Origin of the sequence: Serratia sp. TMDUHS_CL (assembly GCF_037137105.1) — a bacterium.
Lineage (GTDB): Bacteria > Pseudomonadota > Gammaproteobacteria > Enterobacterales > Enterobacteriaceae > Serratia > Serratia nevei.
This window is the reverse complement of the sequence record NZ_JBBBDV010000009.1, coordinates 95,416-113,207: the sequence shown is the minus strand read 5'-3', so window position 1 is coordinate 113,207 and position 17,792 is coordinate 95,416. Positions and strand designations below refer to the sequence as shown.

At 58.9% G+C, this 17,792-nt stretch carries 19 protein-coding genes and 1 tRNA gene; 8 read left to right on the top strand and 12 right to left on the bottom strand.

All coding sequences use genetic code 11. The features are described 5' to 3' along the window. Positions 1 to 469: 469 nt before the first annotated feature. Positions 470 to 2,023, top strand: a complete 1,554-nt coding sequence (locus WCL58_RS17130) for a peptide MFS transporter (RefSeq protein ID WP_046686847.1) — start codon at positions 470 to 472, stop codon at positions 2,021 to 2,023. A 51-nt stretch (positions 2,024 to 2,074) separates the two neighbouring features. Here WCL58_RS17130 and WCL58_RS17125 read toward each other — a convergent pair whose 3' ends face one another. From WCL58_RS17125 to WCL58_RS17110, 4 genes are read right to left on the bottom strand one after another with little or no spacing between them, the layout of a single operon-like run. After that, the gene (locus tag WCL58_RS17125; RefSeq protein WP_038875445.1) at positions 2,075 to 2,473 is read right to left on the bottom strand and encodes a VOC family protein; all 399 of its coding nucleotides are present in this window, start codon (positions 2,471 to 2,473) and stop codon (positions 2,075 to 2,077) included. Next, complete coding sequence (locus WCL58_RS17120; RefSeq protein ID WP_084826413.1) at positions 2,464 to 2,892, bottom strand: YeeE/YedE family protein; 429 nt, start codon at positions 2,890 to 2,892, stop codon at positions 2,464 to 2,466. Before WCL58_RS17120 ends, WCL58_RS17125 begins: the two co-directional genes overlap by 10 nt. 2 nt (positions 2,893 to 2,894) lie before the next feature. After that, complete coding sequence (locus WCL58_RS17115) at positions 2,895 to 3,329, bottom strand: YeeE/YedE family protein (protein ID WP_060440216.1); 435 nt, start codon at positions 3,327 to 3,329, stop codon at positions 2,895 to 2,897. Beyond that, positions 3,319 to 3,636, bottom strand: coding sequence for an ArsR/SmtB family transcription factor (locus WCL58_RS17110; RefSeq protein ID WP_048233328.1), 318 nt, complete (start codon positions 3,634 to 3,636; stop codon positions 3,319 to 3,321). The genes WCL58_RS17115 and WCL58_RS17110 overlap by 11 nt, the downstream gene beginning before the upstream one ends. 137 nt (positions 3,637 to 3,773) lie before the next feature. Between WCL58_RS17110 and WCL58_RS17105 the strand changes: the two genes are divergently transcribed. Then, the gene (locus WCL58_RS17105) at positions 3,774 to 4,568 is read left to right on the top strand and encodes an AraC family transcriptional regulator (RefSeq protein ID WP_336851416.1); all 795 of its coding nucleotides are present in this window, start codon (positions 3,774 to 3,776) and stop codon (positions 4,566 to 4,568) included. Here the strand turns inward: WCL58_RS17105 and leuA are convergent. Beyond that, the gene (gene leuA, locus WCL58_RS17100) at positions 4,525 to 6,207 is read right to left on the bottom strand and encodes a 2-isopropylmalate synthase (protein ID WP_336851415.1); all 1,683 of its coding nucleotides are present in this window, start codon (positions 6,205 to 6,207) and stop codon (positions 4,525 to 4,527) included. The two genes, WCL58_RS17105 and leuA, sit on opposite strands and share 44 nt — an antisense overlap. 209 nt (positions 6,208 to 6,416) lie before the next feature. On the opposite strand from leuA, the gene WCL58_RS17095 reads away from it, so the two are divergent. Continuing rightward, a complete protein-coding gene (locus tag WCL58_RS17095) occupies positions 6,417 to 6,794 on the top strand; it encodes a MysB family protein (protein WP_102984855.1) in 378 nt (125 codons plus the stop codon). A gap of 33 nt (positions 6,795 to 6,827) precedes the next feature. After that, a complete protein-coding gene (locus WCL58_RS17090; protein WP_197794364.1) occupies positions 6,828 to 7,373 on the top strand; it encodes a GNAT family N-acetyltransferase in 546 nt (181 codons plus the stop codon). Between the two features lie 6 nt (positions 7,374 to 7,379). Here WCL58_RS17090 and WCL58_RS17085 read toward each other — a convergent pair whose 3' ends face one another. The 3 genes from WCL58_RS17085 to WCL58_RS17075 form a co-directional block, all read right to left on the bottom strand. Then, complete coding sequence (locus WCL58_RS17085) at positions 7,380 to 7,577, bottom strand: YceK/YidQ family lipoprotein (protein ID WP_046688460.1); 198 nt, start codon at positions 7,575 to 7,577, stop codon at positions 7,380 to 7,382. 211 nt (positions 7,578 to 7,788) lie between these two features. After that, positions 7,789 to 10,347, bottom strand: coding sequence for a glucans biosynthesis glucosyltransferase MdoH (gene mdoH, locus WCL58_RS17080; RefSeq protein WP_087762311.1), 2,559 nt, complete (start codon positions 10,345 to 10,347; stop codon positions 7,789 to 7,791). Next, the gene (locus tag WCL58_RS17075; RefSeq protein WP_170310507.1) at positions 10,340 to 11,908 is read right to left on the bottom strand and encodes a glucan biosynthesis protein G; all 1,569 of its coding nucleotides are present in this window, start codon (positions 11,906 to 11,908) and stop codon (positions 10,340 to 10,342) included. Before WCL58_RS17075 ends, mdoH begins: the two co-directional genes overlap by 8 nt. Positions 11,909 to 12,167: 259 nt before the next feature. Between WCL58_RS17075 and mdoC the strand changes: the two genes are divergently transcribed. The 4 genes from mdoC to WCL58_RS17055 all read left to right on the top strand — a co-directional run bounded on the left by mdoC (position 12,168) and on the right by WCL58_RS17055 (position 16,213). Beyond that, positions 12,168 to 13,298 (top strand): glucans biosynthesis protein MdoC, encoded by a 1,131-nt coding sequence (mdoC, locus tag WCL58_RS17070; protein WP_060419569.1) that lies wholly within the window; start codon positions 12,168 to 12,170, stop codon positions 13,296 to 13,298. Positions 13,299 to 13,602: 304 nt separating this feature from the next. Continuing rightward, on the top strand, positions 13,603 to 13,827 hold the full coding sequence (locus WCL58_RS17065) for a hypothetical protein (protein ID WP_060440221.1): 225 nt from the start codon (positions 13,603 to 13,605) through the stop codon (positions 13,825 to 13,827). 283 nt (positions 13,828 to 14,110) lie between these two features. After that, entirely contained in the window at positions 14,111 to 15,832 is a 1,722-nt protein-coding gene (locus WCL58_RS17060) for a potassium/proton antiporter (protein WP_060440222.1), read from the top strand. Between the two features lie 252 nt (positions 15,833 to 16,084). Beyond that, positions 16,085 to 16,213 carry a hypothetical protein gene (locus tag WCL58_RS17055; RefSeq protein ID WP_336851414.1) on the top strand — a complete coding sequence of 43 codons (129 nt, stop codon included), beginning with the start codon at positions 16,085 to 16,087 and terminating at the stop codon, positions 16,211 to 16,213. A 62-nt stretch (positions 16,214 to 16,275) separates the two neighbouring features. Here the strand turns inward: WCL58_RS17055 and WCL58_RS17050 are convergent, their stop codons facing one another. From WCL58_RS17050 to WCL58_RS17035, 4 genes are all read right to left on the bottom strand, one after another. Further along, positions 16,276 to 16,407 carry a hypothetical protein gene (locus WCL58_RS17050; RefSeq protein ID WP_015377413.1) on the bottom strand — a complete coding sequence of 44 codons (132 nt, stop codon included), beginning with the start codon at positions 16,405 to 16,407 and terminating at the stop codon, positions 16,276 to 16,278. Positions 16,408 to 16,476: 69 nt separating this feature from the next. Continuing rightward, entirely contained in the window at positions 16,477 to 16,980 is a 504-nt protein-coding gene (locus WCL58_RS17045) for a YlaC family protein (RefSeq protein ID WP_336851413.1), read from the bottom strand. Positions 16,981 to 17,103: 123 nt separating this feature from the next. Continuing rightward, positions 17,104 to 17,403, bottom strand: coding sequence for a sigma-S stabilization anti-adapter protein IraP (locus WCL58_RS17040; protein ID WP_016928230.1), 300 nt, complete (start codon positions 17,401 to 17,403; stop codon positions 17,104 to 17,106). Positions 17,404 to 17,588: 185 nt separating this feature from the next. Then, positions 17,589 to 17,685: transfer RNA gene (locus WCL58_RS17035), tRNA-OTHER, on the bottom strand. Between the last annotated feature and the right edge of the window lie 107 nt (positions 17,686 to 17,792).

Below are 17,792 nucleotides of genomic sequence, written 5' to 3'. Positions count from 1 at the left end.
ATTTATCGCCAATTTCAGCCATTGGCCGGATCAACGCCGCGTTTCCCCTACTTTTAATAATGCTTCCTTCGGGCCTGCGAATTTTCGGCCCACTCGGAACATTCTTACCTCAACATCTTGTTTATCAACAATTAATTAACTTTCAGCGCATAAAACCCGCTGTCAATCATATTCCCGCCACAACCAACAGAAAAACCAGAAAAGGAGATGCTTGTCGACTTTTCGTCTAAAAAATGGGATACAGGTACTAGACAAAACCAACGACCAGTTATCAAATGGTTAAATAATATCACGCCAGATGTGAACCATCGGCCAAGTGAAAAAAGGTCAGCACGCTTTCCACGGTTTATCAGCGTTGCAGCCACGGTTTTGTCGGGTAATCCGCATTGGGCGGATCGCCTTCATTAAATACACATACAACCACAGTACGGGCTGCAGCCATGCAGCGCCTTTTTATTGGGAAATCGTTATGCAATCCTCTGTCAATAAGTCAGAAAGCCGGACCTTCTTCGGCCATCCCTATCCGCTGGGTTCTCTGTTCTTCACCGAAATGTGGGAACGCTTTTCGTTCTACGGCATCCGTCCGCTGCTGATCCTGTTTATGGCCGCCACCGTGTACGACGGCGGCCTGGGTCTGGCGCGTGAGAACGCGTCGGCGATCGTCGGCATTTTCGCCGGCAGCATGTACCTGGCGGCACTGCCGGGCGGCTGGCTGGCGGACAATTGGCTCGGCCAACGCAAGGCCGTCTGGTACGGGTCTATCCTGATCGCCCTCGGTCACCTGTCGATCGCCCTGTCCGCGGTGATGGGCACCAACCTGTTCTTCATCGGCCTGATGTTCATCGTGCTCGGTTCCGGCCTGTTCAAGACCTGTATCTCGGTGATGGTCGGCACGCTGTACAAGAAAGGCGATGCGCGCCGCGACGGCGGTTTCTCGCTGTTCTACATGGGCATCAACATCGGTTCGTTCATCGCCCCGTTGATCTCCGGCTGGCTGATCAAGTCACACGGCTGGCACTGGGGCTTCGGCATCGGCGGTATCGGGATGCTGGTGGCGCTGGTGATTTTCCGGGTGTTCGCCGTACCGGCGATGAAACGCTATGACCGCGAAGTGGGCCTGGATTCCACCTGGAACAGCCCGGTCGCGAAGAAAAAAGGCGTCGGCGCCTGGCTGCTGGCATTGGCGGTAGTCCTGGCTGCGGTCATCGTACTGATCGCTCAGGGCACCATCGTCATCAACCCGGTTGAGGTAGCCAGCGTGCTGGTGTACGTCATCGCCGCGTCGGTCACCCTGTATTTCATCTACCTGTTCGCCTTTGCCGGCCTGAGCCGCAAAGAGCGTGCACGCCTGCTGGTGTGCTTCATTCTGCTGATCTCCGCCGCGTTCTTCTGGTCGGCGTTTGAACAGAAGCCGACCTCGTTCAACCTGTTCGCCAACGATTACACCAATCGCATGGTCGGCGGCTTCGAGATCCCGGCGGTGTGGTTCCAGTCGATCAACGCCCTGTTCATCATCCTGCTGGCGCCGGTGTTCAGCTGGGCCTGGCCTGCGCTGGCGCGCAATAACGTGCGTCCGAGCAGCATCACCAAGTTCGTGATCGGTATCCTGTGCGCCGCCGGCGGTTTCGGCCTGATGATGTTGGCCGCGCAGAATGTGCTCAGCAACGGCGGCGCCGGCGTATCGCCGATGTGGCTGGTGGGCAGTATCCTGATGCTGACGCTGGGTGAACTGTGCCTGAGCCCGATCGGGCTGGCCACCATGACGCTGCTGGCACCGGAGAGAATGCGCGGGCAAATGATGGGGCTGTGGTTCTGCGCCAGCGCGCTGGGCAACCTGGCTGCCGGCCTGATCGGCGGCCACGTCAAGGCCGACCAGCTGGATATGCTGCCGGATCTGTTCGCTCGCTGCTCCGTCGCGCTGCTGATCTGCGCCGCCGTGCTGATCGTGCTGATCGTGCCGATTCGCCGCATGCTGGAAAATACCCAGTCCAAGAGCGCGCAAAAACCGGCGACCAACGCCTGACGGATAACCCGTTTTTATCTCGCAAACCGGCGCTCGAGGCGCCGGTTTTTTTTATGCTTGCCAGGCCTGATGTTGCAGGACCACCCGGTAGCCGTCAGGATCTTCAAAGGTTTGCCCCGCCCTATCCCAATAGGGGTTATAGGCGACGACCGCCAAGAATCCCGCCGCCCGCATCCGCTCACACCCGGCTCGCCATTCGTTCTCATCCGGCAGGTAAAACACCAGCAGATGATCCTGCGTCGGCGCCTGCCCGACCCGCACCCCGCGATGCTGCGTGAACTCCAGATGGTAGGCATGCTGCGGATGCCCGATCATAATGCCGTCAAAGCCCTGATGATCGACAAACTCGCCCAGCCTTTCAAACCCCAACCCGCGGCAATACAGCGTGGCAATCTCTTGCAACCGATCGGTCGGGCGCGCAATGCGCAGCACCGCCTTGGCTATCGACATGAACGCCTCCACCTCATGATAATCTCATACAGCGCCATGCCCGCCAGCATCGCCAGCAGGAACGGCCATACCCGTTGTATTTCCGCCCCCGCCAACACCCAGGCCGGGCCAGGGCAAATGCCCGCCATGCCCCAACCGATGCCGAACAGCGCGCTGCCCACCAGCAAACGGCGATCCACACGCCCGGCGGCCGGGATCTGCAGCGGTTCCCCCAACAGGCTCCGCTGGCGTCGGCGCGCCCACATAAAGGCCGGCGCCGCCACCGCAATCGCCCCAACCATCACCAACGCCAGCGAAGGATCCCACTGGCCGGTAATATCGAGAAAAGCCAGTACTTTAGCGGGATTGGCCATGCCGGCGATAATTAACCCCAGGCCGAAAATCACGCCGCTCAGCAGCGCCAACAGAGACTTAAGCATCTTCACCCTCCCAGCAGATGGCGCATCAGCCACACGGTCGTAAAGCCCAGCAGCATAAACACCGCCGTGGCGGCCAACGATCGCGGTGCCAACCGCGCGACGCCGCACACGCCGTGCCCGCTGGTGCAGCCGCTGCCCAATCGGGTACCCACCCCCACCAACAGCCCCGCGATCGCCAGCCAGCCGCTGCCGGCCGCGATCTCACCAGGAGGCAAAGCCGCCGCCGCAGCATACAGCCAGGGAGAAATCAGCAACCCGCCAAGAAATGCGGCGCGCCAGCCCCGCTCCCGGCCGCCCGCGCTCAATAAGCCGCCGGTAATGCCGCTGATGCCGGCGATGCGGCCGTTGAACAGCAGCAGCAGCGCTACCGCACCGCCGATAATGGCCCCGCCCGCGAGCGCGGAATAGGGCGTGAAGTGTTGCCAGTCAATGGTCATCGCGGTTCTCCGGCTGTGGGCAATACAGTTGATACAGGGTCGTTAGCAGCGCCAGCGCTTTGGCATCGGCCACCGCATAGTAAATCTGCTTGCCGGCTCGCCGGGTGGAGACCAGCCCCTCCTCGCGCAGCACGCCAAGCTGTTGGGACAATGTCGGCTGGCGGATAGCCAGCGCCTGCGCCAGCTCGCTCACTGCCATCTCGCCCTGGCTGAGTCGACACAGCAGCAGCAGCCGATCTTCATTGCCCAAGGTGCGCAGCATCGCGCCGGCCTGCGCCGCCGCCTTGCGCATCGCGTCAATATCCATCACCCCTCCAATCAATTTATAAAATTATATAATATCATTTTATAAACTATTCATCTGCCGCGTGCCACAGGCTGGTGTGGAACCGCGCCGCATGGCATGCTGTCATCCCCCTTTTTGCCGCGCGGAGGCCGCTAACGATGCTGCTGTTTCATGACGTTCTGCCGGTCGATCAGCCCATCCGGCCGTTGGCCAAGGATTATCGCCACGGCGACAGCGAGCCGGATCACTACCATAACTGCGCGCAGCTGATCCACAGCCTGAGCGGCGTAGTGCAGGTCACGACCCGGCTCGGCAGTTGGGTGGTGCCACCCGGCCGCGGCGTCTGGGTGCCGGCGAAAATAGTGCACAGCCTGCGCATCACCGGCCAGGTGGCGGCCAGGACGCTGTTTGTCGATCCGTTGGCGCGCGCCGATCTGCCGGCCCAATGCCAGGTGGTGCAGATTTCGCCGCTGCTGCGCGAGTTGATTATCTGTGCGATGGAGATTGCACCCGGCTATCCCAGCGGCGGGCGCGATGAGCGCGTGATGGAACTGATCCTGGATGAGTTGAGAATGCTGCCGATCCTGCCGTTGCACCTGCCCGAACCGCGTGAGGCCTCACTGCTTGCCTTATGCCGCCATATTCAGGCCACGCTGGCACAGCCCTGGACGCTGGAACAGGCGGCCGCTCATCTCAGCGTCAGCGGACGCACCCTGTCGCGGCGCTTCCAGCGAGAAACCGGGCTGCATTTTAGTGATTGGGTGCGGCGCGCCCGCTTGCTGGCGGCGTTGAACGCGCTGGCGACCGGCCGCTCGGTGTTGGAAGTGGCGCTGGATCTTGGCTATGACAGCCCCAGCGCGTTCAGCGCCATGTTCCGCCGGTTATTGGGGGTCGCGCCCAGCGACTATTTCAGCCGGACCGCGCCGACGACAGATAGCGCCCGGCAACGTTGAACAGCGCCTGCAGCGAAGCGCTGGCGGAGTCAACGTCGATGCCAACGCCGTAGGTCGCCTCACCTTGCGGCAGCGCACAGCGGATATAGGCCACCGCTCGGCTGTCGCTCTGATGCCCCAGCGTGTGCTCGTGGTAATCCTCAATCGCCAGCGGCAAGCCGAAGCGCTGGCGCAGCGCATCCACCGCGCTGGAAAGCAGACCGTTGCCGGTCCCCTGCAGACGCAGTGGCTCTCCCTCGCAGGCAACTCGCGCGTTGAAGCTGTAGGCCTCTACCCCATGACTTTCCGTCTGGTAGCTCAACAGCTGCAAGCACGGCTGCTCCACCAGCCCATAGGTGTCGCGGAATAAGCGCCACAGCTGTGCGCCGCTCATTTCCTTCCCGCTGCCGTCGGTCGCACGCTGCACCACCTGGCTGAAATCAATCTGCAGACCGCGCGGCAACGCCAGCCCATGATTTTGTTCCAGTAGCCAGGCAGCCCCGCTTTTACCGGACTGGCTGTTGACCCGGATCACCGCCTCATAGCTGCAGCCGACATCGGCGGGATCGAGCGGCAGGTAAGGCACTTGCCACCAGCCATCTTGTCGCTGCCGTTGCGCGGCGAAACCTTTTTTGATCGCATCCTGATGCGAACCGGAGAAGGCGGTAAACACCAGCTCACCGGCATAAGGATGGCGAGGATGCACCGGCAGCTGATTGCACTGTTCCACCACTTCCACCACCTGTTTCAGGCGGCTGAAGTCCAGGCCCGGCGCCACGCCCTGGGTATAGAGATTCAACGCCAACGTAACCAGATCGACGTTGCCGGTACGCTCTCCGTTGCCGAACAGGCAGCCTTCGACCCGATCGGCACCGGCCAGCAGCGCCAGCTCCGCGCAGGCCACGCCGGTACCGCGATCGTTATGCGGATGTACGCTGATCGCCACATCGGCGCGACGGCTGAAGTGACGGCAGAACCACTCAATCTGATCGGCATACACGTTGGGCATACTCACCTCCACCGTCGCCGGCAGGTTGATGATCATCGGCCGTTGCGGCCCCGGTTGCCACACCTCCGCCACCGCCTCACAGATCTCCAGCGCGAACTCTAATTCAGTAAAACAGAAGGTTTCCGGCGAATACTCGAAGCACCAGGCGGTATCGGGCTGAGCCTCGCAATGCCAACGAATGCGCCGCGCGCCGTTCACCGCCAGCGCCACGGTTGCGGCCTTATCCTGACGGAACACGATGTCGCGAAACATCGGCGCCGTGGCGTTGTACAGATGCACGATTGCCCGCGGTGCCCCCAGCAGCGCCTCGAAGGTACGATCGATCAGATCGTCTCGCGACTGCGTCAGCACCTGAATCGTGACGTCGTGCGGGATCAGTTGCTCGTCGATCAGCGTGCGCACAAAATCGAAATCCGTTTGCGACGCCGAAGGGAAAGCCACCTCAATCTCTTTGAAACCGCACTGCAACAACAATTGATAGAATTCGCGCTTGCGCGCGTTATCCATCGGCTCCGCCAGCGCCTGGTTGCCGTCGCGCAGATCGCTGGAGCACCAGCGCGGCGCCTGCCGCAGGGTACGCGAAGGCCACTGACGATCCGGTAATGTCACCGGCGGGAACGGTCGGTATTTGCTTGAAGGGTCGATTAACATGGGCTTCTCCTGGCAACTGAGTGAACGATAGCGCCATTATTTCCCGCCATCGCCTCCTCTTCTCCCGCTTTGCGGACAACCGTCGTCGCAAAGCGGACAACAAAAAAATTTGCATCCTGCGCCAGTGAGACAACAATTAGTTTTGACGTTTATCCCACCGCACCGGCAATGCGCCGGGCGCTCTACTCTCATTGTCAACGGAGGCGAACATGAGCCTGTATGCAACCCTGGAAGAAGCCATCGAGGCCGCACGTGAAGAGTTTATCGACACCGCCGAAGGCGGCGGCGATGACGAACCGCCGGTGCCGCAGCAGTTCAATCTGCAAAAGTACGTGATGCAGGATGGCGACACGATGTGGCAGGCCGAGTTCTTCGAAGAAGAAGGCGAAACGGTGGAATGCCTGCCGCTGCGCAGCGGTGCGGCGGCGCAGGCGATATTCGACGGTGACTACGACGAGGTGGAGATCACCGCCGAGTGGATAGACGAAAATACCCTGTACGAATGGGAAGAAGGCGACTTCCAGCTCGAGCCGCCGCTGGATACCGAAGAAGGCCAGGCCGCGGCCGATGAATGGGATGAACGTTAACCCGCACCACGTTTTTATCGCCAAGGAGGCAGTATGATTATCCGCCGGGCCCGCCCTACCGACTACCCCGCCATTTTACAGCTGCAGGGGGAAAACGTGCCGGAAGCACTCGACGAGCGCCACAAACGGCAGGGATTTATCGTATCGCGCATGAATGAGGCGCAGCTGACGGCGATCAACCGCGGCATCGGCATACTCGTGGCCGAACAGGAGAACCAACTGGCCGGGTTCGTTTGCCTGATGCCCGCCGACGTGCAACCGCGGCCGCCGGTGGTGGATGCGATGCTGGCGACGCTCGCCACGCAGTCCTTCGCCGGGCGGGCGCTGAGTGAGCAGCGGGTGTTTCTCTACGGCCCGGTTTGCCTCGACGCAGCCTGGCGCGGCAAAGGCGTGCTGAAACGCCTCTACGCCGCCGTCAAAGCGCACACCCGTCATGACTACGACGTGGGCGCGCTGTTTATCGACGACGACAATCCGCATTCGTTGGTCGCTCATGTGCAAGGGTTGGGCATGACGGCGCTGGCACCTTTCCATTGCGGGCAGAAAGGCTATCAGCTGGTGGTGTTCGCCACCCGCTGAGCAGGTTTATTCATAGGGGCCATGCTGCGCATCGAACGGCAGCATAAAGGTGTCCACCACCATCGACAGCGGCACGTCTATCACCGTGACGTAACGCCAGGGCGTATCGCGCAAATCCCACTGCACGCCGGGATAGTACTGGTGGCCATGCCCCGCACCGGGCACGGTGCGGCTGATGATGCTGCCGCAACCGGTTAAGACCATCACGCCGGCCGCCACGCAGGCCAGCCGAAGGTAGGAAGAGAGCTTCACGACATTGACTCTGAGCAAAGGGTTGTTTCGCGAGTGAACAACGCATCGGCCGCAGTCTATCACAGTTCCCTTTCTCTTCCGGTACCGGCGCGCGTAAGCAAAAGGTAAAAAAAACGGGGAACGCGCCATGCGCATTCCCCGTCTGAGCGTTACCGTTCAGCGATTAACGTCGGCCCGTTGGGTGTGCCAGCGGGTTGTGCGGCAACTGCTGATAGTGCTCACGCCAGGCGGCGCCTTCCGGCAGCAGCCAGACGCGCTGGTGCAGACGAGCCAGCGTGACCGGATCGCTCAGCAGCTCCAGACGTTTGCCCTTCACCAGCTTCTCCGGCCCCAGCTCCAGCGCTTCGTTCACCCGCTCCTCGCGGTTGCGATCGAGGGTAGCGCGCAGATGGTGACGCGCCGTCGCCAACGCCGTCGCCAGCGCGTTGAAGGACGGGTTGACCACCGCATGCATAAAGCCGTTGGTCAGCGCGCGGTTGCGGTTGAGATGCAGGTACTCTTCCGTCGCCAGCAGCTCACGCGGCGGGTTGTACTCTTCCGGGATCAGGAACAGCTTGGCGCGTTTGCTCTTCATGCCCAGCGTCGCGCGGCTCGACAGCACCGACACGAACGGCGACAGGATCAGCGAGAACACGATCGGCGCCAACCACCACAGGAAGCGAAGATCCAGCCACGCCATGCCGCCGGCCCACACCAGGCCCAGCAACATCTGCGAGCCATGGCGGCGGAACGCTTCGCCCCAAGGCGTATCGTCATCGTCACGCTGCGGCGAATTCCACACCACTTCCCAACCGAGGAAGGCGCTCACCACGAACACGGTATGGAACAGCATGCGCACCGGCGCCAGCAGCACCGAGAACAGCATTTCCATCAGCATCGAAATGAACAGACGGAACGCCCCGCCGTACTCTTTCGCGCCCTTGGCCCAGATCAGCACGATGCTGAGCAGCTTCGGCAGGAACAACAGCACCAGCGTGGTGGAGAACAGCGCTATCGCCAGCTCGGGCCGCCACTGCGGCCAGACCGGGAACAGCTGCCGCGGCTGCAGGAAGTATTGCGGCTCCATCAGGGTGTGCACCACCTGCAATGCGGTGGAGAGCGCCAGGAACATGAACCACAGCGGCGCCGACAGGTAGGACATGACGCCGGTCAGGAACACCGCGCGGTGCACCGGGTGCATGCCTTTCACCAGGAACAGGCGGAAGTTCATCAGGTTGCCGTGGCACCAGCGACGGTCGCGTTTCAGCTCGTCCAGCAGGTTTGGCGGCAGCTCTTCGTAACTGCCCGGCAGATCGTAAGCGATCCACACGCCCCAGCCGGCGCGGCGCATCAGCGCCGCTTCAACGAAGTCGTGCGACAAGATTGAACCGGCGAAGGAACCCTCGCCCGGCAGCGGCGCCAGCGCACAGTGCTCGATAAACGGCTTCACGCGGATGATGGCGTTATGGCCCCAGTAGTGCGACTCGCCCAGCTGCCAGAAATGCAGGCCGGCGGTAAACAGCGGCCCGTAAACGCGGGTAGCGAACTGCTGCACGCGCGCATACAGGGTATCCATACCGGACGCCTTCGGCGCGGACTGGATGATGCCGGCGTTCGGGTTGGCTTCCATCAAACGCACCAGCCCGGTGAGGCATTCGCCGCTCATCACGCTGTCGGCGTCCAGGATCACCATGTAGCTGTACTCACCGCCCCAACGACGGCAGAAGTCGTCGATGTTGCCGCTCTTGCGTTTTACGCGACGACGGCGGCGGCGATAGAAGATGCGGCCGTGGCCGTCGACATCGCGGCACAGCTCCATCCACGCCTTTTGCTCCGCCACGCAGATGTCCGGATCGTAGCTGTCGCTCAGCACGTAGATATCGAAGTGTTCCAGCTGACCGGTGGCGGCAACGGACTCATAGGTCGCACGCAGGCCGGCGAACACGCGTTCGACGTCTTCGTTACAGATCGGCATGATCAGCGCGGTGCGGTGTGCCGGGTTGATCGGCTCATCGCCCTTGATGGTGGAGGAAATACTGTATTTGTCTTTACCGATCAGCAGCTGCAGGAAGCCCATCAGCGCGGTCCAGAAACCGGCCGAGACCCAGCAGAACAGTACGGCGAACAGGATCAGAATGCCGGTTTGCAGCACATAAGGCAGCAGCTGCAGCACCGACTGCATCAGATCCTGATCCAGCATGGCGATAGGATCGATCAGCGCCCAGCCCTGATAAGGCAAGATGGTTTTCATGTACCAGGTAGCGATGCCGGTCTGCACCAGCATCAGCACCAGCAGCACATAGCGGCGCATGGAACCGACAACGCGCCAGCGGTTCTCGGCCTCGGCCTCCTCTTTGGTGGCGTGCCGATTGTGCGGCGAACGCCCCAGCAGAGAATCCCAGAAGCGCGCCACCGGGTTGGTACGCCAGGCTTCCGGGAACATGGTGGTTCGTTTGATCGGCGGCGTCGCCTTCAGAATGGCACGCCCTTCGGCGTCGGTGTCGAAATCGTCATCGCTGACCGCATCCGGCCAGGCGCTTTCGATGCGCGGTTTGACCGAGGCCAACGCCACGTCATCCGCCGACAGGCTGTTGACGTTGGCGTCGGCGGCGCCCATCTGCCGATGGAGCGCCTCCAGTGCCTGAGCGTCATCCGCCGTGTGAGGGTTGAGCGCCTCCGACCGCTCGGCGGTCAGAGGCAGCGCCGCAAGATAATCCTGGGCGGGTTGAGTAGGCTTATTCATTGGCAGGTAGCTGATAGCTCCAGGTTTCCGACAGAGTCTTATCGCCATTGACCAGCGCTGCGCGCATTTCTACCGGCTTCTTGTCGTCTTTTACTTTCAGACGTACCGTCAGGCGCCAGCCTTTGGTCACTGGGTTATAGCGGACGTTGTTTTCTACCATTTCACCGTTGTCGCCGATGCTGATCTGAGAAGCGACCGGGGTGTTGGCGTCCAGCCCTTTCAGCACCGGGCCGACGAAGTCGACCAGGAAGGCCACGCTGCCGTCAGGCTCGCGAATCAGGTTGGACTGCTTCACGTCACCGGTCGAACGCATGGTCCGCGCCACATAGGCGATGTCTTGCGAATGCAGTTTGTCTTCATCGCGGGTGAAGTTCAGACGGTAGCTCAGCGTCAGCGGCTTTTTGGCTTCCGGCAGCGTATCCGGCGTCCAGAACGCCACGATATTGTCGTTGGTTTCATCCGCCGTCGGGATCTCCACCAGCTCGACCTTGCCTTTACCCCAGTCGCCCTTCGGTTCGATCCAGGCGCTCGGGCGCAGATCGTAACGATCGTCCAGATCTTCGTAATCCTTGAAGTTGCGGCCGCGCTGCAGCAGACCGAAGCCTTTCGGGTTCTCGACGGTATAGGTGCTGACGGACAGGTGTTTAGGATTGTTCAGCGGGCGCCAGATCCACTCGCCGTTGCCGGCATGGATAGACAGACCGTTGGAGTCGTGCAACGCCGGGCGATAGTTCAGCGTCGGCGACGGCTGGTTCGGCCCGAACAGGTACATGCTGGTCAGCGGCGCCAGGCCAAGTTTGCCCACCTTGTCGCGCAGGAACACTTTAGACTCGACGTCCACGGTGGTGTCGCGGCCCGGGATCACCGTGAAACGGTAAGCGCCGGTGGCGCGCGGGGAATCCAGCAACGCGTAGATCACCAGGTGTTTGTCGCCCTGCTTCGGACGCTCAACCCAGAATTCGCGGAAACGCGGGAACTCTTCGCCAGATGGCAAAGCGGTATCGATAGCCAGGCCGCGAGCGGAAAGCCCGTAAACCTGCCCTTTACCCACCACGCGGAAATAGCTCGCGCCCAGCAGGCTCATGATCTCATCGTTTTTGTCGGCGCTGTTGATCGGGTAGATCACCTTGAAGCCGGCAAAGCCGAGGTTTTTCACCGATTCAGGGTCGTGTTTGACCGAACCGAAGTTGAAGTAATCCGGGCTGTACTTGATCTGTTTTACGCTGGTGGAGGTGACTTCATTGATTTTCACCGGCGTGTCGAAGTACATCCCCTGATGATAAAACTCAAGCTTGAAAGGGGTTTTCAGCTTGCTCCAATAGGCTTTATCGTGATTGAACTGAATCTGCTGATAGTCTGCGAACTTCATCTCGCGGAACTGAGAAGGAAGGTTGCTCTTCGGGGCTTCGAAACCTTTCGCGGCCAGATCCTGCGCCTGCTTGGCCACATCATCAATAGAAAAGGCCCATGCCGGCGAACTGAACAGCGTGAACAATACGGTAGCACCTAACCAACGAACGCTCGCGGCGCGTGGTTGTCCGGATAATATATTAACTAGCACATCCCCCCCTATTCGTGTGCTCAAATCATTTAAATCCATATTAATGGATTACTCAGCTTTCCGACAACATGATAAATGGATGGTTCATGTTTACGGCTCATTGTTTAAGCAGCTGATGGAACACCAGCGTAGCAAGCCGCGCAACAAGACGCTATGGAAAAATGCGGGGGGCTATAGTAGGGTTTCGGATAACAATTTAACGTTTGACGACTTATTAAGCGTGTTAATGAGCACCCGATTAAATCACCAGCGGTAATCTATGACTAAAGGCAGCAAACAGCGCGAGTTTTTCCTCGATTCGATCCGAGCCTATTTGATGTTGCTTGGGATTCCGTTTCACCTCTCCCTGATTTATTCCAGCCATGCCTGGGCGGTGAACAGCGCGTCCCCCTCCTTCTCGCTCACGGTGCTGAACGACTTCATCCACGCTTTCCGCATGCAGGTGTTCTTCGTGATATCCGGCTACTTCTCCTACATGCTTTACGAGCGCTACGAGCGCCACCAGTGGCTGAAGGTCAGGCTGGAGCGGGTGGCGATCCCGCTGTTAAGCTCCATCCCGCTAATTACGGTGCCGCAGTTTTTCATGCTGAAATATTTCACCGATAAATTAAACGGCTGGGATGAATTTTCTCTCTATCAGAAAATAAATGTAACAGTTTGGGAATTGGTTTCTCATCTGTGGTTCTTATTGACGCTGTCGTTGTTAACCTGTGCCTGCTTTTATCTGTTCCGTAAAATCAAGCGTCAAACTCGTGAGCATATTCCGGCGTTAATAAACAGACTGCGTGGATTAGGAAACATCTCACTGTGTTTCTTTATTTATGCGGTATGCTATTCGGCCGCGCACCGTATTATTTTAATTGTCGCGCCGCAGCTATTATCCAACGGCCTGTTCAATTTCGTGGTGATGGAGACGATGTTCTACCTGCCGTTCTTCATCCTCGGCGCTTATGCGTTTAAGTACGTGTGGCTTAAGGAGATTTTTCTGCGTCGCTCGCCGCTGGCGCTGCTCGGCTCGCTGCTGTTGTTTATCGCATATATGCTGAATCAAAAGCTGTTGGCGCACAGCAGCTATATGTTCGAGCTGGAAGTGGTGATCAAAACCCTAATGGGGATCCTGATGACCAACGTGGTGTTCTCTTTCGGGCATAACCTGCTGAATTATCACTCGCCGCGCATCACCTATCTGGTCAATGCCTCACTGTTTATATATCTGGTGCACCACCCGTTGACCCTGATATATGGCGCTTTCGTGACGCCTTATATCGGCAACAACCTGTTGGGATTCTTGCTGGGCCTGCTGTTTGTGTTCTCGCTGGCCTTTGCTTTATATGAACTGCACAAGCGTATTCCGGTGCTGCGCTTCTTGTTCTCCGGTAAGCCGCAATAACCTTGCGCCCCTGCAAACCCGATCGTTTGCAGGGGTTTCCTGTCATCTTGCCGTCGTGCAAAAAGCCTATACTGGTGGTTTGCATGCAAAGCACACATTGCTCAGCCTGGCGCCGTCCGTTAGGGCAAAGTGATACGGCTGAATACATACCCTAATCGTTATAACTGCGATGTATAAGTAGAAATCCGGATCCCTGCCTTACGGTAGTGATTGGGCTCAACACCCCCGAAGGGCTGCGCGATCGTTTAATTCATTCGATGGCGTTAGCTGCATCTCCCTTCCGTCACGACAGAGAGGATTTTGAATGACTGATAAGAAGACCCCGGCTCAGGAAGCCGAAGTGGAAAACGCCACCCTGCTGAAGATCCTCGGCAGGCTGCTGTCCGCGCTGGACGCCTCAATCAGCGGCAAAGAACGCAGCATTTTGGTCACTGAACTCTCCAACTTCAATCTCGACGGCATTTCCGAAACGGAAAGCAAGTTGGCCAGCGAGCTGATCAAACGGGCGCTGGAATCGCTCGACCACTAACCCTACCGCGCCTGCAAACCATTAAGCCTGCCTGCGCGGGCTTAATGGTTTTTCCCTCAGCCACGATCGGCCATTGTTGCCAAAGCCGAAATACAGCAGCCTGATAATGTTGGATAAAAGGCAGGATTCTCTCTCTTCTCCTCACTTTCTTCGGTTAATCACACCAAAGGGCAATAATTGATCGGTTGTTTTCGCAATCAGCCTTGGCGTTTTACCCACTAAACACGCTATCATCGACATACGCGCAGTGCCCCCTATCCCCCAGCCTCAGGAGAACGATATTTTGGATGCCAGCACCATTAACAGTTTGTTCGTCATCGGTGCCGTGCTGGTGGGGGCAAGCATTCTGCTCAGCTCATTTTCTTCCCGGCTCGGCATTCCGATCCTGGTGATCTTCCTGGCGATCGGCATGTTGGCCGGCGTCGACGGCCCCGGCGGCATCGTCTTCAGCAATTATCCGGTCGCTTACCTGGTCAGTAACCTCGCGTTGGCGGTGATCCTGCTCGACGGCGGCATGCGCACCCGGGTCAGCTCTTTCCGCGTCGCCCTGTGGCCGGCGCTGTCTCTTGCCACCATTGGCGTGGTGATCACCGCCGGCCTGACCGGCATGGCCGCCGCCTGGCTGTTCAATCTCGATCTGCTGCAGGGGCTGTTGATCGGCGCCATTATCGGTTCCACCGACGCCGCCGCGGTCTTCTCGCTGCTGGGCGGCAAAGGCCTGAACGAGCGCGTCAGCGCCACGCTGGAGATCGAGTCCGGCAGCAACGATCCGATGGCGGTGTTTCTCACCATCACGCTGATTGCGATGATCGCCGCCGGGGAAACCGCGCTGAGCTGGACCTTCCCGCTGCATCTGATGCAACAGTTCGGCATGGGCATCGTCTTCGGTCTGGGCGGCGGCTGGCTGCTGCTGACGCTGATCAACCACATCAAACTGGCGGACGGCCTCTATCCGCTGCTGGCGGTGAGCGGCGGCATTCTTATTTTCGCGCTGACCACCGCGCTGGACGGCAGCGGCATTCTGGCGGTGTACCTGTGCGGCCTGCTGCTGGGCAATCGGCCGATCCGCAACCGTCACGGCATCGTACAAACCTTCGACGGCTTGGCCTGGCTCAGCCAGATCGGCATGTTCCTGGTGCTCGGCCTGCTGCTAAACCCGCACGAGCTGCTGCCGATCGCCATCCCTGCCCTGCTGCTGTCGCTGTGGATGATCCTGTTCGCCCGCCCGCTGTCGGTGTTTATCGGCCTGCTGCCGTTCCGCAGCTTTACCCTGCGCGAACGCGGCTTTATTTCCTGGGTCGGCCTGCGCGGCGCGGTGCCGGTGATCCTGGCGGTGTTCCCGATGATGGCCGGCCTGCCCAACGCCCAGCTGTTCTTCAACGTGGCGTTCTTCGTGGTGCTGGTCTCCCTGCTGCTGCAAGGCACCACGCTGTCGTTTGCCGCCAAAAAAGCCAAGGTGATCGTGCCGCCGGCGCTGACGCCTATCTCCCGCGTTGGGTTGGATGTGCACCCGGAGAACCAGTGGGAACAGTTCGTTTATCAGCTTTCGGCGGAAAACTGGTGCGTCGGCGCGGCGCTGCGTGAGCTGAGAATGCCGCCCAACACCCGCATTGCCGCCCTGTTCCGCGGCAAAGAGCTGCTGCACCCTAGCGGCAGTACCCGCCTGCGGGAGAACGATATTCTGTGCGTCATCGGCCATGAGCACGACCTGCCGATCCTCGGCAAGCTGTTCAGCCAGGCGCCGGCCGTGACGCTCGACGAGCGCTTCTTCGGTGACTTTATCCTGCAATCCGACGCCCGTTTAAGCGACATCTCGCAGCTTTATGGCCTCAATCTGCAGGACGACGTGGACGAGCAGCAGACGCTTGGCCAGTTCGTCATTCAGCTGATTGGCGGCGAACCGGTGATCGGCGACCAGGTGGAATGGGACGGCCTGACCTGGACCATCGCCGAAATGGACGGCAATCAAGTCAGCAAGATAGGCGTGCGGATTGTAACCGACTGACGCTGCCGCACCGGCTGCGTTACCAGACGAGGGAACTTCTGGCCTTAAGAACGTTCTTAATCACTATCATGATGCATGAAGTACGGCGTCGCTGAATTATATCCGGTTGATATAAAAACAATTTAACAGCGGCGCCAACAGGGATTAGGGATGTGAACGGCAAGACTCGATTTCTTTCGGTGATGATGATCATGGCGCTGGGCGTAGCGGCGCTCGATCTCAGCATCGCCGGTTTGGTCCATAGACTTTTAATTGGATAATTTCAACGTGACGCAGCGGGAACAAGAAAAAGACATTCTGGGGAAAATACTGGTGACGGTGTCCGCGCTTTGCCTGATTCTGGTGGTGGCGTTCCTCATCTGGGGATTCGTGCTGGATTGATACCGCCCGACGCTCAGAGATAAAAAAAACCGCCGCGGCGGTTTTTTTTATGGGTCAGGCGATCAGATCTTGCAACCTTCGCAGTCCGCTTCGTCTTCGAGGAACTCAGGGACCTCTTTTACCTTCTGCGCCGCTTTTTCTTCGGCTTTCGCCAGTTCGGCATCGATATCAAAATCGAAAATATCATCACTCATCGCTTGGTCCTCACTCTGCTTCACGTTCAAACGCTGAGTATAATCGACAAGCCGCCGGCCGGAAACCTTTCAGTTTGCCGCCGCCAGCTGCGGTGGCTCATCCTGCGGCTTTTTTCCGTAGGCCATGTCATACACGTCGTAGAAGTCGATTTCGCCCTTGTTGCCGATGATCACCCGCATCTTCTGTTTCAGCGCGGCGCCGATAGACGGCTCATCCAGCAGCTGCTGCACCGCATAAGGCGACAGCGCGCGGGTAAAGTACCATTCGCCGTTGTAGCAAACCCGCAGATCCAGCACCCCGATGTCCTCGAAGCGGTATACCGGCCGGATCTCTATCAGCAGCATGGCGAACATGAACAGCACGAAAGCGGTGAAGCCCAAGAAGGCATATATCCCCATGTACGACACCTGGTACATCACGGCGATCACCGCGAAATAACCGGCGAACATGGCAAGGCACAGATAGCGGTGAGTGCGGGCGAATTCGCTGTTGAAGCGCGGCTTGCCGTCACGCCCTTCGCGCCGATTGATCTGTTCAATCTCTTTAACCAAGATGCTTTTAATCGCGTCCATCGTTACAACCTTATGCTGGAAACAGCATTGCCATCAAATCTCACCGCTAAAAGTAACACAAGTACAGTTTCGCCGGGTAGATCAGTTAGCCAACTTAATGGCGGCAACTGTTATAGTTCGGATTCAGCGCGGCTGGGCGGCCTTGCCTTGCGCAAACATGAACATGCGCTGGGCCACATCGTCGGCCTGTTTGATTTTCTGCTTTTGCGGTTCGTTGCTGCGTTGAATGGCGCGGGCGTAAGCGATTTCATGAGCCTGATCGATCATCGCGATGATCCGGTCACGTTCGGTCTTCTCCATATTGCCCAACATGGTGGTGATAATCGCCTGATAAGCGTTGGACGCGGCGCTCAGCGCTTTCTCTCTCGCCTCGAGGGCGGCGACGCGTTGCAAGAGTTCCTGCAGTTGCTCGGAGTGAGACATATCGACCTCCTGTTGCCGGGCAGCAAGCCTGCCTGATTACAGTTTAGCAAAGGATCGAAAGAGAAAGAGGAAGGAAAGCCAGCGGTTACGGTAAAGCACACCCGAAAATCCCAACGAGGAGCCGATAGTGCAAATCAACCCGGGTGCGCTTTACGGTAAGCGCGGTGAGATGAAGGGAAGAAAGCTGGCGCGCTATGCAGGACTCGAACCCGCGTCTATCAATTTTCAAGCCAAAACAAGCCATTATAAAACCAATCACTCTGCCAACTGAGTTAATAGCGCGTTCCTTCGCTTCGGGGCGCCATTATCCATAACAACATTATGGACTCAAGCTTTTTTAGCATAATTCCCTGAATTTACAGATAAGTCTTAGGTTATCGATAGCGTTA